This is a genomic window from Halovivax ruber XH-70, from assembly GCF_000328525.1.
GTDB classification, from domain to species: domain Archaea; phylum Halobacteriota; class Halobacteria; order Halobacteriales; family Natrialbaceae; genus Halovivax; species Halovivax ruber.
Genome location: NC_019964.1, coordinates 1,156,463 through 1,170,218, shown reverse-complemented (window position 1 = coordinate 1,170,218; position 13,756 = coordinate 1,156,463). Strand labels below are relative to the sequence as shown.

Below are 13,756 nucleotides of genomic sequence, written 5' to 3'. Positions count from 1 at the left end.
CGGCGTCCGCCGCTGGCCCCCTTGTCCCCAGTCCCCCGGTCCGAAATCGGTCCATTCCGCCACAGTCCGTCGTCTCTATTCCCGCACATTGGTTCAGACGACCCCACTCCGTCTCGGTTAATCCTTCCCCCATTCCCACCGGCTGGGAATGGCAACGCACACAATCCGGCTCAGACCACTGTCGGATCTGTCACGAGTTTCGGTTTGCAGCCGTATCGTATTCGCTCGGCCCGGGGGCGTGGCGCAGCTGGCCATCGACACTGACCGACGAATCGCGAGGCGTGTACTTGTGGCACTCTCCCACCAATACCAGGTGTCTGTACCCGCGGTCTGTACCCACGTATCGAAACCCTTACTCCCGGCAGGGGAGTCACATCGCGCATGAGCGAGGACGCCGTCACCGAAAAGGACGTCCGCCACGTCGCGTCCCTGGCACGGGTCGCACTCGCGGACGACGAAGTCGATCGGTTCACCACGCAGTTCGAGGAGATCCTCGACGCCTTCGAGACGCTCGAAGACGTCCCCTCGGTCGAACGGTCGGCCGAACTAACGAACGTCCTGCGGCCGGACGAGAGACGTGACTCGCTCTCGTCGGCACAAGCACTCGAGAACGCCCCGGAAACCGAAGATGGCCGCTTCAAAGGGCCGAACGTCTCCTGATCATGTCCGACGCATTCATCACCGAAACCGAACTCGGCGGCGCCGAAGACGGTGTGCTCGCAGGGAAGACGATCGCAATCAAGGACAACATCTCCACGGAGGGCGTCAGAACGACCTGCGGGTCGGCCATGCTCGAAGACTACGTGCCACCGTACGACGCGACCGTGGTCGAACGCGTCCACGATGCGGGGGCGACGATCGTCGGGAAAGCCAACATGGACGAGTTCGGGATGGGGACGACGACCGAGACCTCGTTCGTCGGACCGACCGACAACCCGGCCGCACCGGGACACGTCCCCGGCGGCTCCTCCGGTGGCTCCGCGGCCGCCGTCGCGGCCGGCGACGCCGATCTCGCACTCGGGAGTGACACCGGCGGATCGATCCGGTGTCCGGCGGCGTTCTGCGGCGTCGTCGGCATCAAGCCGACCTACGGCCTCGTCTCTCGCTACGGGTTGATCGCGTACGCGAACAGCTTAGAACAGATCGGGCCGCTGGCACCGACCGTCTCCGAGGCGGCGTCGCTGCTCGACGTGATCGCCGGTCCCGACGACTGCGACGCGACCACGCGATCGGATCCGGGTGAGGGTTCCTACGCCGACGCGGCTGACGGGTCGGTCGACGGGATGACGATCGGCGTCCCGACGCAGCTCGTCGAAGGGGCCGACGAGGGGGTCCGGGAGACGTTCGAGAGCGCCCTCGAATCCCTCGAAGCACAGGGGGCGACGACGACCGAAGTCGACCTCCCCTCGGTCGAACAGGCCGTCGAGGCCTACTACGTGATCGCCATGTCCGAAGCCTCGTCGAACCTGGCTCGATACGACGGCGTCAGATACGGCCACAAGAGCGACACCGACGGCAACTGGAACGAGTCGTTCGCCCAGACGCGATCGGAAGGCTTCGGCGAAGAGGTGAAACGACGAATCCTGCTGGGTACGTACGCCCTCTCGGCAGGCTACCACGACAAGTACTACGCGAAAGCCCAGCAGGCACGTGACTGGATCAAACAGGATTTCGATCGCGTGCTAGACGACGTCGACGTCCTCGCCTCGCCGACGATGCCGGTCCCGCCGTTCGAACTCGGCGAGAGCCTCGACGATCCGCTCGCGCTCTACCTCGCCGACGCGAACACGGTCCCGGTCAATCTGGCCGACCTGCCGGCCATCTCTGTCCCCGCCGGTGAGACGGACGGCCTCCCCGTCGGCATCCAGTTCGTCGGCCCCGCGTTCGGCGAACGAACGATCATCTCGGTCGCCAGCGCCCTCGAATAAGCGCGTCGAGACGAGGGGGAGTACCGAACCGGGACAGTCGAGGGATAAGTTTTTATCGGCCGTCCATGTACACTGTCACCAAGACGAACCAGTCGCCGATGATTCACGACGCTACTACCGACGTCGCGTTCGACGAGTTCTCCCGAGCCTGCGATATCGTCGAGGAGTACTTCGGAACGACGATCGACGACGTCGCCCTGCACGCTCCCGTCTCCCGCCGACAGCTCGTGGCCATCCTCGCGCGGGCACAGCTCGTCGGACGCGAGCTCGCCGGCACCGAACCGCTCACCGTCGAGCGGGCGGTTCACCAGTCGAACGACGAGGGCGTCTACTGGCTCGACGACGGCTTCTGGGACGACATTCGCGGCCGCCACAACCTCACCCCCGACGAATCTCGCGCGGCACGGGAAGTCCACCGACGGATCGTCGAAGCGATCGCGGGCGACGTCCCCTACTACAACCGCGAACGTGACCCGTACGTCCTCATCGAACGGCAACTGTCCCGGGCCTGAGACAGAGTTGCTATCGTCTCGTTCACGTCCTGACCGGTCCCAGTAGTCCTCAACGTGCGAGAATCTCCGGCACGAACGTGTAGATCATCCACGGGTGTACCGAACGGTTCCCAGTCGAGTGCGACGAGGAGGCCGTCGAGCGTTCGACGAAAGAAAGCGATCGTCACCGGACCACCGATCGGCGCCTCAATCCTCGTACGCGAGGTTCATGATCCACTGCGAGAAGGCGTCGCTGTTAGCGTCGACTTCCTCCTCGCCGATGAACGGCGAGAGCATGTCGCCGGCCATCAGCAGGCGGAAGTCGAGGTCCCGCGCGGTCGGCGTGATGTAGTAGGTGTTGTGTCCATCGTAGACCGCGTCCTCACGGTCGACGAGTTCCTTCTCGACGAGGTTCTCGACGATCCGACTCCCCTTGCGCGAGGAGACGCCGAGTTCTTTCCAGAAGTCGCTCTGGTGGATGCCGCCGGACTGGCGGACGAGTTCGAGGCCGGCCCGTTCGTCCTCCGACAGGTCGGCTTCGACCTCGGCGAGACTCACGATACCACCTCGGCGCAGTGACGTCGTACCCGGAACCCTGTCTCCATACCCCAACAACGGGTTCCAATCCGCTTAAATGTGGCTTTCGACGTCGATCGACTCGAATGGCGTCTCGCAGGGCGGGCCATCGGCGTATTCGTACGTAATGGACCGCCCGATCGAGACGAGTGAGGCCGAACGCGTGCCGTAGGAGTCGCCGTGTTTGCAGACGCCGTAGTCGTGATCGGCCATCACGCCGCTGGCACGATCGAGCCACGCTTCGGCAGTCTCGTCGGTGGCTGGCGCGAGTGCGGTCCGGACGGCGACGGCGCTCTCCGCCTGTTCCCGCCCCAGTTCCTCACGGGCCGACGGGATCTGGGGCTCGACCGACCGTCCGACGTTGACCAGCACGTGTACACCAGGGTCGAGCTCGACTCGATCGAGCGTCCCGTCCCAGGCGTGTATCGTCGCCGTCTCGGCGTCCGCAATCGCCAGGTAGAACCCATCGTACTCGGCGTCTGCGACGGATTCCTCGACGAGGCGGCCGGCCGCCGTCGCCGACTCGCTCGCGAGTGCATCCGCGACCAGCTTCCCGCGTGATCGCTCACCTGCCAGTTCAGCGTCGGTCCAGCGGTTCGTGAGCGCGACGAGTACCCCGTGTTCGTTGACGCCGATCCAGGTGCCACCGGCCTCGGCGTCGCGCGGCGCGACGACGACCGGATCCCCACGATACCGACCCGGCGGCTCGGCGGGTCGATCGAGCGCTTCGTCGCGCGTGGCAGCCGCGACGACGGGTGCCTCCGCGAACACCTGCCACGCGAGGATGAACGTGCACATAGTCGGTACACGCGCAGGACGGACTAAAGGCGTTCTCACCCGACGACGCGGTACGGTCCACCGGACAGACGCAGCACCTGGGAAGGACAGTGAAATCGGTAAAAACAATGCCGATCGTAGCTACGACAAACACATGGCTCGGCCAGTGGGTAAGGTTCCGGAGGCCAAACACTTGCCTACAATCGGTGGCGTGTGCCACGCTGCGGCCGTTCTCTACCTCTATCATGCCATCCGCCGACAGCCAGTCACCGATCTGCTTACCCCGATTTCCGTCGGCACCGTCGCGGAAAGTGTATACGTCGCGATCGGACTGTTCACGATCGGTTACGTGATGGTTCACGTAGCCGTCGCCCACCGGCGATACACACCGTTGCTCGCGGCTGTGACGTTCTACGTCGGTGCGACGTATACGAGCTGGAGAGACATTCAAAGCGCCCTCGATTCGGGAGTGGAACCCCTGTTGACGATTCGGTTGGACGCGATCTACGTATACTGGTGGATATTCCCACTCACGGCTATCGTGTTACTGTGGGTGCTAGAGGATCTGGCAAGAGGGATCGTCCGGCGACGCTGACGGACGCGGACGGGTGTCGGCTTACTCCGTCAGCGTATCGAGGACGCCGAGAATTCGCTCTTCGTCAGCTCGGTCGGGACCGTTTTCCCGGCCGGTTCGATCCGACGCGAGGTGGTCGTCGACCGTTCGCTCCATCGCCTCAGACAGTGGTGTCGACTCCCAGCCGAGCTGGGCGACCTTCTCCGTGGTGAGCATGTGGGGCGGGTCTCGGTAGAGGACGAAGTCCTCGAGCGCGAGGTCGGCTGCAGCGAGTTCGCGGGCGCCCGCGGTGACGAGTTCGACCCCCGCTTCGTGGTCGGGGTCGACGGCGGCGAGCGACTCGTCGATCAGTTCGAGCATGCCACGTAGGGTTACGGCGCGCTGGTCGCCGACGTTGTACGACTCGCCGGGTTCGCCCTCCTCGGCGACGATCCGCATCCCGCTCGCGACGTCTTCGACGTAGACGCGGTGCCAGAGGTTCGTCCCGTCGCCGGGGAGGACCACGCGGTCGAAGCGGTGAATGCGGTCGATCCAGTAGTCGAGGCGTTCGGTGTAGTCGTGGGGGCCGTAGACGATCGGCGGGCGAACGCTCATCGCGTTGACGCCGTCGGCGGCCGCCTCGAAGACCGCGCGATCACCCTCGGCCTTTCGCGGTCCGTAGGTGTCCGACTCGTCAGCGATGGCCTGCTCGTCGGTGCACTCACAAAGTGGCGTGAACCCCTCGCGCTTCGGAAGGTCCTCCCGGCCGTAGGCAGCGCCGCTCGAGATGTAGACGTAGGCGTCGACGTCGTCGAACACCGTCGTCGCCTGGCGGACGTCCCGCGGGAAGTACGCGACGCAATCGAAGACGGCGTCCGGCTCGACCGCAGCGGCCTCGACGAGGTCGCCGTCGTCGGTCCGGTCCCCCTGCACGTGGTCGACGCCGTCGGTGTCGGCGAACGGGTTCTCGTGATTCCCACGGTTGAACAGCGTCACGTCGTAGTCGTGTTCGAGCAACTCCTCGACCAGGTGGCGACCGATAAAGCGCGTGCCGCCGATAACGAGCGCATGGTCCATACGAATCGGATCACCCCTGCGGACAATAACGATGCCGGAGTCGGAACCGGCTGAAATCGGGCCGACGCGACACGACGACTACGCCGGGTCCTGCGTGGAGGGGCTGGTAAGGTACTCGCTAGCCCACCCCCAGATGAAGAGGCCGATCGAGAGGGCGACCCAGAGTCGAACCGCGGGAGCCATCGGGTCACGGACGACGACGGGTGCGATCAGCGGGCCCTCGATCCAACCCCAGAGTGCGAGCGCTTCGAGAAGGACCCAGGTGAGAACGAACAGATAGCCGAGCGTGCGCCCCCGCTGCGAGCGAGCCCACACAAGCAGACCCGAAACGATCCCGAGCACAGAAGCGAGCACCACGAGAACGACGAACGCACCCAGCCACAGGCGACCGGCGGCCCCCGCTTTCCCGGTCGGCGCCACCCACAGCGAGTAGCCGTAGCTGAGCGGGAGATAGAGACCGAAGCCGGCGAGTAACAGACTGAGACCGACGTGGCCAGAGGAACGAGTACTCATCGAGACGAATTCGTCCGGGCGAGCAGTTAAAAGCGAAGGATTCGTCCCAGTCCGTGCGATCGCCACAGGCGAGTCGAGCCGGCACCCGATTCAGCGATCGTCGAAGACGAGTGAGCCGTCGACGAGCGTCGCCACGACATCGATCTCGTCGATCCCATCCGGTTCGTCCCAGGGCGACTCCGAGAGCACGGCGAGATCGGCTCGCTTCCCCACCTCGATCGTCCCGAGTCGGTCCTCGTCGAATCCGGCATACGCCGCACCGATGGTGTACGCGCGAATGGCTTCAGTCACCGAGAGTCGCTGGGACGCCGTCGGTGCGTTGACGGCGTGGTGGATCCCGAGCAGCGGGTCGAGCGGCATGCTATCGGAGCCGAACGCGAGCGGGGCACCCGCGTCGAGGACTGCTCGGAGCCGATTGGATCGTTTTCGCCGCCCTTCGCCGAGGCGCTGGTCGTACAGCCCGCCCGGCTGGGCCCACTGGTGGAAGTTCGGCTGCATCGACGCGACGATCCCCGCGTCGGCCATCGAGGCGAGTTGTTCGTCGGTCGCGAGTTCGACGTGTTCGATGCGGTGACGAGCGGTCGGTGCGGTCTCCGTGTCGGCGAGGACGTCGACCGCCGCCCCGATCGCCTCGTCGCCGATCGCGTGGACGGTCAGCTGGAAGTCGTAGTCGACGGCCCGGGTAGCGACCTCGCGGAGTTCGTCGGGCTCGACGACCCACTGGCCGCGGCCGTCGTCGGGGCCCTCCTCGCTGGCGTCGGATCCCGTGCCGTCGAGGTCCTCGTACGGTTCGAAGAGCTTCGCCGTCCGGGCGCCGATACTCCCGTCGGTGAAGGACTTGATCCCGCCGGTTCGGACGAAGTCACTCCCCGCGTTCGTCGCGAGGCCGACGTCGATCGCCGTCTCCAGATGATCGCTCCAGTAATCGAGCCGGACCCGACAGTCGAGGTCGCCGTCGCGATCCAGTTCGCGGTAGATTCGCGGCGCGCGGGAGTGGCGAACTTTCTCGTGGACGCCGGTGACCCCGAGCGAGGTGGCGTGGTCGATCGCCGCCGTCACGAGTTCACGCGTCTCCGCGTCAGAGTCGTCCGAGCCACCCCAGACCTGAGTTGCGGCGTCCTCGACGACCACACCGGTCGGCTCACCGTCTGCCGTCCGGACGTCGTCGGCCGGGAGGTCGGGGAGCAATCGGTCGAGCGCGACGGAGTTGAGCGACGCGGTGTGCATATCGACGCGCATCGCGACGACGGGCCGTTCCTCGCTGATCGCGTCCAGATCCTCCCGTGTCGGGTAGCGCGATTCGGGCCACTCGCTCTCGTCGTAGCCGAATCCGAGGATCCACTCACGGCCGGTCTCGGCCTGACGGTCTAGTTCGTCGAGCGCGTCGTCGAGACTCGCGGCGTCGGAGAGATCCGCGTGGACAAGGTACAGGCCCTGCGTTTCCATGTGCGTGTGTGCGTCGATAAATCCCGGTACGACCGTTCGTCCCGCACAATCGATCACGGTCGTCTCGACGCCCTTGAGGTGTTCGATCTCGACGGTTCGTCCGACGCGGACGATCTCGCCGTCGCGAATCGCGATCGCCTCCTGAACGTCCGCTGACTCCCCTTCGTCGGCTATCGTGACTGTGCCAGTGCCGTCGGTCGCCCCCGCCAGGGTGTGGACGTCCCCGTCGAGCAAGACGAGATCTGCAGCCTCGGTCATGACCTGACCGGTGCGTGGCAGTCCCAAAACGATTGCGCCTCCGGCGAATCGCGGCGGGGATCGCCACCGCGTCACGATCGCCGATGGTTATCCGTGGCGTCGCGGGGAGCACAGGATCGAACGGAATCAGCAACTGTTAGGACCGGGCCCCGTCTCGACTGACGCATGAGCGACGCCGAGACCCTGGCCGACCGCGTCCGCGACGGCGAGCTTCGACTGTACGAACTGGACGACCACGCGGACTCAGACACCGCAGCCGAGGCCCGTCGCCGATTGCTGGAGGCCGAAACCGACACGACCCTCGAGACGATCGGCGACTACTCGTTCCCGGCCGCCGAGGCAGCCGACACGGCCATCGAGAACATGATCGGTGCTGCCCAGATCCCCATGGGCGTCGCCGGTCCGGTCGCCGTCGACGGTGGGGCGGCCAGCGGCGAGTACTATCTCCCGCTCGCGACGACCGAGGGCGCGCTAGTCGCCTCCGTCAACCGCGGCCTCTCCGTCATCGACGACGCAGGTGGCTCGACCGCCCGCGTGACGAAGAACGGAATGACGCGCGCGCCGGTTTTCCGGGTCGACGGCGTCGCCGAAGCGGCCGAGACCGTCGAGTGGGTCGAGTCGCACGAAGCCGACCTCCGCGAGGCGGCCGAGTCGACGACCAGCCACGGCGAACTGCTCGGCGTCGAGCCCTACGTCGTCGGCGACTCCGTCTACCTCCGCTTCGCCTACGACACGAAAGACGCGATGGGGATGAACATGGTCACGATCGCGACCCGCGAAGCCTGCGACGTCGTGGAGGCCGAGACGCCAGCCTCGCTCGTCGCGGTGTCGGGCAACCTCTGTTCGGACAAGAAGCCTGCAGCGATCAACGCGGTGGAAGGACGCGGCCGGTCGGTCACCGCAGACGTCGTCATCCCCGGAGAACTCGTCGAGGATCGGCTGGGAACCACGGCCGAGGGGATCGTCGAGGCCAACACTCGCAAGAACCTGATCGGTAGCGCGAAGGCCGGCAGCCTCGGGTTCAACGCACACGCGGCGAACGTCGTCGCCGCGGCCTTCCTCGCGACGGGCCAGGACGAGGCTCACGTGGTCGAGGGCTCGAACGCGATCACGACGATGGAGACCCGTGAGCGTGACGAAGACGGGTCCGAAGACCTCTACGCCAGCATCTCGCTGGCCTCCCTCCAGGTCGGCACCGTCGGCGGCGGCACGAAACTGCCGACCCAGGCCGAAGCGCTCGACGTCCTCGACCTGCGTGGCAGTGGAGAGCCCGCCGGTGAGAATGCGAACGCGCTGGCCGAGGTCATCGCCGTCGGCGCGCTGGCGGGCGAACTCTCCCTGCTCGCCGCCCTCTCCTCGCGGCACCTCGCAAGCGCGCACGAAGACCTCGGAAGATAGGAGGGGTTGGACTGGACGATAGGAGGAGGGTTGGACGATAGGAGGAGGACGGCGGTGGGTGCTTCACAGCTGACGAGGGCGGTCGCGTACATCCGAGTGGGAATGTGGAAACGATCACATCACGAGGTGGGCCGCTCAACGTGGACGAACGAAGGCAAACGACCGCCTCGGTACGACCCGGTATCCGCAGAATAATTCACCAGCCACTGGCGCAAATATTGCGCTATTCGGGAGACTCAGGCGCGTGAATGACTCACCGGGGTGATGGCTTCGGAAGCTTCTTTATCCAGTCCGTCAAGCACACAGACACAGATGGCTGTACTCTGGCTGGACGAGATCGGCGCCGACGACCTGGAGTCCGTCGGGGGCAAAGGCGCGTCCCTGGGCGAGCTTACGGGAGCAGGGCTGCCGGTCCCGCCTGGCTTCGTCGTCACCGCTGGCACCTACCGGGAGTTCATCGAGAACGCCGGCATCGACGAGGAGTTGTTCGATGCCGTCGAGGTCGACGTCGAGGATTCGGCCGCCCTCGCCGACGCTGCCGACCACGCACAGGAACTCATCGAGGAGACGCCGTTCCCCGAGGAGTTGCGCGAAGAGATACTCGCCGCCTACCACGACGTCGGGACGGCCGACGAGGAGGCGTTCGTCGCGGTCCGCTCGTCGGCCACCGCGGAGGACCTGCCCGACGCCTCGTTCGCCGGTCAGCAGGAGACGTTCCTGAACGTCACAGAGGACGATTTGCTCGACCGCGTCCGCCGGTGCTGGGCCTCGCTATTTACCCAGCGGGCGATCTACTATCGACAGGAACAGGGCTTCGATCACTCGGCAGTCAACATCGCCGTGGTCGTCCAGCAGATGGTCGACGCCGAGAAGTCCGGCGTCATGTTCACCAGCCACCCCTCGACCGGCGACCCGACCATGATCGTCGAGGCAGCCTGGGGCCTGGGCGAAGCCGTCGTCTCGGGTGCGGTCTCACCGGACAACTACGTCGTCGATCGTGCTGACGGCGAGATCGACGTGACGATCGCCGACAAGAAGGTCAAACACGTCAAAGACCCCGAGACAGGCGAAACCGTCGAAGTCGACGTCGATCCCGAGGACCGCGAAAAGCGCGTCCTGTCGGACGCCGACGTCGAACGACTCGTCGAACTCGGCGAACGGGTCGAATCCCACTACGACACCCCACAGGACGTCGAGTGGGCGATGGCCGACGGGGAGGACTACATGCTCCAGTCCCGACCGATCACCACGATCTCGGGTCCGGACGATATCACCGACGCCACCGGATCCGAGGGCGTCACGAGTGTCACCGACGGCAGCGGCGGGGTGGAGTCCGCCGGTGGCGAACTCTCAGGCGAAACCGTCGCCCCCGAAGGAGAGTTGCTCGTCGACGGGCTCGGGTCGAGCCCGGGCCGCGTCGCCGGCCCGGCCCGACTCGTGACGAAACTCGACGACCTCGACAAGGTCCGCCAGGGCGATATCATCGTCACCGAGATGACCACGCCGGACATGGTCCCCGCGATGAAGCGGGCCGCTGGCATCGTCACCGACGAAGGCGGCATGACCAGTCACGCCGCGATCGTCTCACGTGAACTCGGCGTCCCGGCGATCGTCGGCACGACGAACGCGACGACTGTCCTCGATGACGACCAGCAGATCACTTTGGACGGCGACAGAGGGCAGGTACTCGCCGGGAAGACGGTCGAGACGGAAGAGGAGACCGAGCCGGTCGAAGACGTCCGGCCGCAGTCGCCGGTCAAGCCGATGACGGCCACGGAGGTCAAAGTCAACGTCTCCATCCCGGAGGCGGCCGAGCGCGCCGCCGCGACTGGGGCCGACGGCGTCGGCCTCCTGCGCACCGAGCACATGATCCTCTCGCTGAACCGGACACCGGCGAAGTTCATCGAAGACGAGGGCGTCGACGCCTACGTCGACGAACTCGTCCAGGGCATCCGCGGCGTCGCGGACGAGTTCTACCCGCGCCCGGTCCGCGTCCGAACGCTCGACGCGCCGACCGACGAGTTCCGCCAGCTCGAGGGCGGCGAGGACGAGCCGAGCGAGCACAATCCGATGCTCGGCTACCGCGGGATTCGTCGGAGCCTCGACCGGCCCGACGTCTTCGCCCACGAACTCGAGGCGTTCCGGCGACTCTACGACCTCGGCTACGACAACGTCGAGATCATGCTGCCGCTGGTCAACGACGCCGAGGACGTCTACCGATCGAAGCGGCTCATGGAAGAGGCCGGGATCGATCCCGAGAAACGAACCTGGGGCGTGATGATCGAGACGCCGGCCTCGGCGCTCGGCGTCGAGGAGATGGCCGACGCGGGCATCGACTTCGCCTCCTTCGGGACGAACGACCTCACCCAGTACACCCTCGCCGTCGACCGGAACAACGAGCACGTCGCCGACCGCTTCGACGAGCTCCACCCAGCGGTCCTCAGACTGATCGGCGACGTCATCGAGCGCTGTCGCGAACACGGCGTCGACACCTCAATCTGCGGGCAGGCCGGCTCGAAACCCGAAATGGTCCGCTTCCTCGTCAACGAGGGAATCAGCTCCATCTCGGCGAACATCGACGCCGTCCGCGACGTCCAGCACGAGGTCAAGCGCGTCGAACAGAAGTTGCTGCTCGATTCGGTTCGGTAAGAGAGAGCGCTCGGGTTCGTCCTATTTCCGCGCTCGTCGGATCGTTGCTCTCAGTCCGACCGACCGGCGAGATACGACGTGAGCGTCGACGTTACCTGGTCGACGAGTGACGCTTCGAGCGTTCCCTGCCAGAACTCGATATCGGCCTCGTCGAGCGTGTGGACGGTCCACGGAACGAGATTGCTCGGTTCTGGCGTCCCACCGTTGATCCACGCGCGTTCAGGGATCGGGACGAGCCCGTCGTACCAGTTCTTCGTCGTCAATGGCACGACGAGAAACTGGTCGCCGTGGAACGGATACTGTTCGTCGTTCAGAATACACCACGGTCTCGAATACTGGTCACCTTTGAACGGGTCCGCACCGTACACGACGTCAGTTCGTTCCCGCGTCATTCGTCTTCGTCGGTCGATGGTGTCCCGGCTGCATGTTCTTGCCAGGCCTCTCGATCCTCTGTCCCGAATCGCTCGTTCAAACGCTCGGTGACGCGGCGGTATCGACCGAACGACGCGATGCGCTCCGGTTCTCCGATCGCCCAGTACGCCGCCTTGTGGCGAACGAGCCCTCGGTCTTCGAGGCGGCCGAGAACGGTCGCAATCGAGTTCTGCGGGATGCCAGTTTCGTCTGCAATTTCGGCGGCTTTGAACGCTTTGTCGTCGTTCGAGAGGAGAAACTGGAGGACTTTTTCCGGATTGCTCAGGTCCCCCAGTTCCGGCTCCGGAGTTTCTTCGAACGTATCGATATCGATGACCATGATGGCTATACGGGAGCGACTGTCGTAAGCGTTTCCGACGTAACCTATGTAACCGATGTATCCAGCTGTCAATGATGCCAACGTTTGTGCGTTCGTCCCCTGAAGGCAGTTATACCCTGCCCGAGAACACAACAGATAAAGCCGTCACTCTCCTGTTCTGACGCATGCAGGCCGAGCCACAAGGGTTCGACCGGGTTCTCTCCTCGATGTGTACGGAGCCGCATCCGGTCGCCCGGGAGGCCGCCGAACGGTTTCTCGCGACGAACCCCGGCGATCCGGGGACGTATCCGACCGTCGCCGATCTCGAGGGTCGGGCGATCTCGATGCTCGGCGACATCGCCGCCCTGGACGACCCAGCAGGGTACGTCGCCAGCGGTGGCACGGAGGCGAACATTCAGGCAGTTCGAATCGCACGCGAGCGCGCACGGAAGAACGACATCGAGTCACCGTCCGTCATCATGCCCGAATCGGGCCACTTCAGTTTCAGGAAGGCCGCGGACGTTCTCGACGTCGACCTCACGATCGTTCCAACGGACGACGACCACCGGGTGCGTCTCGACGCGGTTCGCGACCGGGCGAACGAGGAGACGGCGCTGATCGTCGGCGTCGCTGGAAGTACCGAGTACGGCCGAGTCGATCCGCTCGGGCCACTCGGTGAGATCGCGCACGACGTCGGCGCGCTGTTCCACGTCGACGCCGCCTGGGGTGGGTTCGTCCTCCCGTTCACCGACACCGAGTGGACCTTCGCCGACGTCCCGGTCGACACGATGACCATCGACCCACACAAGATGGGGCAAGCCGCGATCCCCGCCGGTGGCTTGCTCGTTCGGGACGAGGCGTTACTCGACGAACTGGCCGTCGATACGCCCTACCTGGAGACGACCTCGCAGGCGACACTGACGGGGACGCGCTCCGGTGCCGGCGTGGCGAGTGCCGTCGCCGCGATGGAAGAACTGTGGCCGGAGGGCTACGCCGCACAGGCAGATCGCTCACAGGCAAACGCCGACTGGCTGGCGACGCAGCTCGCCGAACTCGGCTACGACGTCGTCAGGCCGACGCTCCCGCTGGTTGCCGCGGACGTCCCGACGCCCACGTTCGAGGCGCTGCGTGCAGACGGCTGGCGAATCTCGCGAACCGGGACGGGCGAACTTCGAGTCGTCTGTATGCCCCACGTGAGCCGATCGATGCTCGAATCGTTCGTCGACGACCTCGCCGCGATCGACGAGTGTACACCGACGGCGGCGACGACCGACGATTGACCGGAGAGATCACGACGGGGTGGAGTTCGCGACCGGGAGAGGGAGATTCGACGAGGAGCGCAGAAATCGGACGACTCCGT

General features: G+C 65.5%; 14 protein-coding genes. 7 read left to right on the top strand and 7 right to left on the bottom strand.

The window, feature by feature from the left end:
• The first annotated feature begins 381 nt into the window (after positions 1 to 381).
• The 3 genes from gatC (at position 382) to HALRU_RS05485 (ending at position 2,440) form a co-directional block, all read left to right on the top strand.
• Positions 382 to 660 carry an Asp-tRNA(Asn)/Glu-tRNA(Gln) amidotransferase subunit GatC gene (gene gatC / locus HALRU_RS05495; protein ID WP_015300409.1) on the top strand — a complete coding sequence of 93 codons (279 nt, stop codon included), beginning with the start codon at positions 382 to 384 and terminating at the stop codon, positions 658 to 660.
• On the top strand, positions 660 to 1,928 hold the full coding sequence (gene gatA, locus HALRU_RS05490; protein ID WP_148680451.1) for an Asp-tRNA(Asn)/Glu-tRNA(Gln) amidotransferase subunit GatA: 1,269 nt from the start codon (positions 660 to 662) through the stop codon (positions 1,926 to 1,928). Before gatC ends, gatA begins: the two co-directional genes overlap by 1 nt.
• 65 nt (positions 1,929 to 1,993) lie before the next feature.
• Positions 1,994 to 2,440: a hypothetical protein gene (locus tag HALRU_RS05485; RefSeq protein WP_015300407.1), complete on the top strand. Its 447-nt coding sequence runs from the start codon at positions 1,994 to 1,996 to the stop codon at positions 2,438 to 2,440.
• Positions 2,441 to 2,626: 186 nt separating this feature from the next.
• Here the strand turns inward: HALRU_RS05485 and HALRU_RS05480 are convergent, their stop codons facing one another.
• Positions 2,627 to 2,977 carry a helix-turn-helix transcriptional regulator gene (locus HALRU_RS05480; RefSeq protein WP_015300406.1) on the bottom strand — a complete coding sequence of 117 codons (351 nt, stop codon included), beginning with the start codon at positions 2,975 to 2,977 and terminating at the stop codon, positions 2,627 to 2,629.
• Between the two features lie 72 nt (positions 2,978 to 3,049).
• The gene (locus HALRU_RS05475; RefSeq protein ID WP_015300405.1) at positions 3,050 to 3,793 is read right to left on the bottom strand and encodes an NRDE family protein; all 744 of its coding nucleotides are present in this window, start codon (positions 3,791 to 3,793) and stop codon (positions 3,050 to 3,052) included.
• Positions 3,794 to 3,926: 133 nt separating this feature from the next.
• Here HALRU_RS05475 and HALRU_RS05470 point away from each other — a divergent pair, with 133 nt between their 5' ends.
• A complete protein-coding gene (locus HALRU_RS05470) occupies positions 3,927 to 4,367 on the top strand; it encodes a hypothetical protein (RefSeq protein WP_015300404.1) in 441 nt (146 codons plus the stop codon).
• A gap of 21 nt (positions 4,368 to 4,388) precedes the next feature.
• Here the strand turns inward: HALRU_RS05470 and HALRU_RS05465 are convergent, their stop codons facing one another.
• The 3 genes from HALRU_RS05465 to HALRU_RS05455 all read right to left on the bottom strand — a co-directional run bounded on the left by HALRU_RS05465 (position 4,389) and on the right by HALRU_RS05455 (position 7,619).
• The gene (locus HALRU_RS05465; RefSeq protein WP_015300403.1) at positions 4,389 to 5,402 is read right to left on the bottom strand and encodes an NAD-dependent epimerase/dehydratase family protein; all 1,014 of its coding nucleotides are present in this window, start codon (positions 5,400 to 5,402) and stop codon (positions 4,389 to 4,391) included.
• Positions 5,403 to 5,480: 78 nt separating this feature from the next.
• Positions 5,481 to 5,915 carry a hypothetical protein gene (locus HALRU_RS05460; RefSeq protein WP_015300402.1) on the bottom strand — a complete coding sequence of 145 codons (435 nt, stop codon included), beginning with the start codon at positions 5,913 to 5,915 and terminating at the stop codon, positions 5,481 to 5,483.
• Positions 5,916 to 6,005: 90 nt separating this feature from the next.
• On the bottom strand, positions 6,006 to 7,619 hold the full coding sequence (locus HALRU_RS05455) for an amidohydrolase (protein ID WP_015300401.1): 1,614 nt from the start codon (positions 7,617 to 7,619) through the stop codon (positions 6,006 to 6,008).
• A gap of 165 nt (positions 7,620 to 7,784) precedes the next feature.
• Here HALRU_RS05455 and hmgA point away from each other — a divergent pair, with 165 nt between their 5' ends.
• Together hmgA and ppsA are read left to right on the top strand one after the other, a co-directional pair.
• On the top strand, positions 7,785 to 9,017 hold the full coding sequence (hmgA, locus tag HALRU_RS05450) for a hydroxymethylglutaryl-CoA reductase (NADPH) (protein WP_015300400.1): 1,233 nt from the start codon (positions 7,785 to 7,787) through the stop codon (positions 9,015 to 9,017).
• A gap of 312 nt (positions 9,018 to 9,329) precedes the next feature.
• On the top strand, positions 9,330 to 11,666 hold the full coding sequence (gene ppsA, locus HALRU_RS05445; RefSeq protein WP_015300399.1) for a phosphoenolpyruvate synthase: 2,337 nt from the start codon (positions 9,330 to 9,332) through the stop codon (positions 11,664 to 11,666).
• 50 nt (positions 11,667 to 11,716) lie between these two features.
• Here ppsA and HALRU_RS15965 read toward each other — a convergent pair whose 3' ends face one another.
• A complete protein-coding gene (locus HALRU_RS15965) occupies positions 11,717 to 12,058 on the bottom strand; it encodes a type II toxin-antitoxin system PemK/MazF family toxin (RefSeq protein WP_015300398.1) in 342 nt (113 codons plus the stop codon).
• Positions 12,055 to 12,417, bottom strand: coding sequence for a MarR family transcriptional regulator (locus HALRU_RS05435; RefSeq protein ID WP_015300397.1), 363 nt, complete (start codon positions 12,415 to 12,417; stop codon positions 12,055 to 12,057). The genes HALRU_RS15965 and HALRU_RS05435 overlap by 4 nt, the downstream gene beginning before the upstream one ends.
• 164 nt (positions 12,418 to 12,581) lie before the next feature.
• Here HALRU_RS05435 and mfnA point away from each other — a divergent pair, with 164 nt between their 5' ends.
• Complete coding sequence (gene mfnA, locus HALRU_RS05430) at positions 12,582 to 13,676, top strand: tyrosine decarboxylase MfnA (RefSeq protein ID WP_015300396.1); 1,095 nt, start codon at positions 12,582 to 12,584, stop codon at positions 13,674 to 13,676.
• Positions 13,677 to 13,756 lie beyond the last annotated feature (80 nt).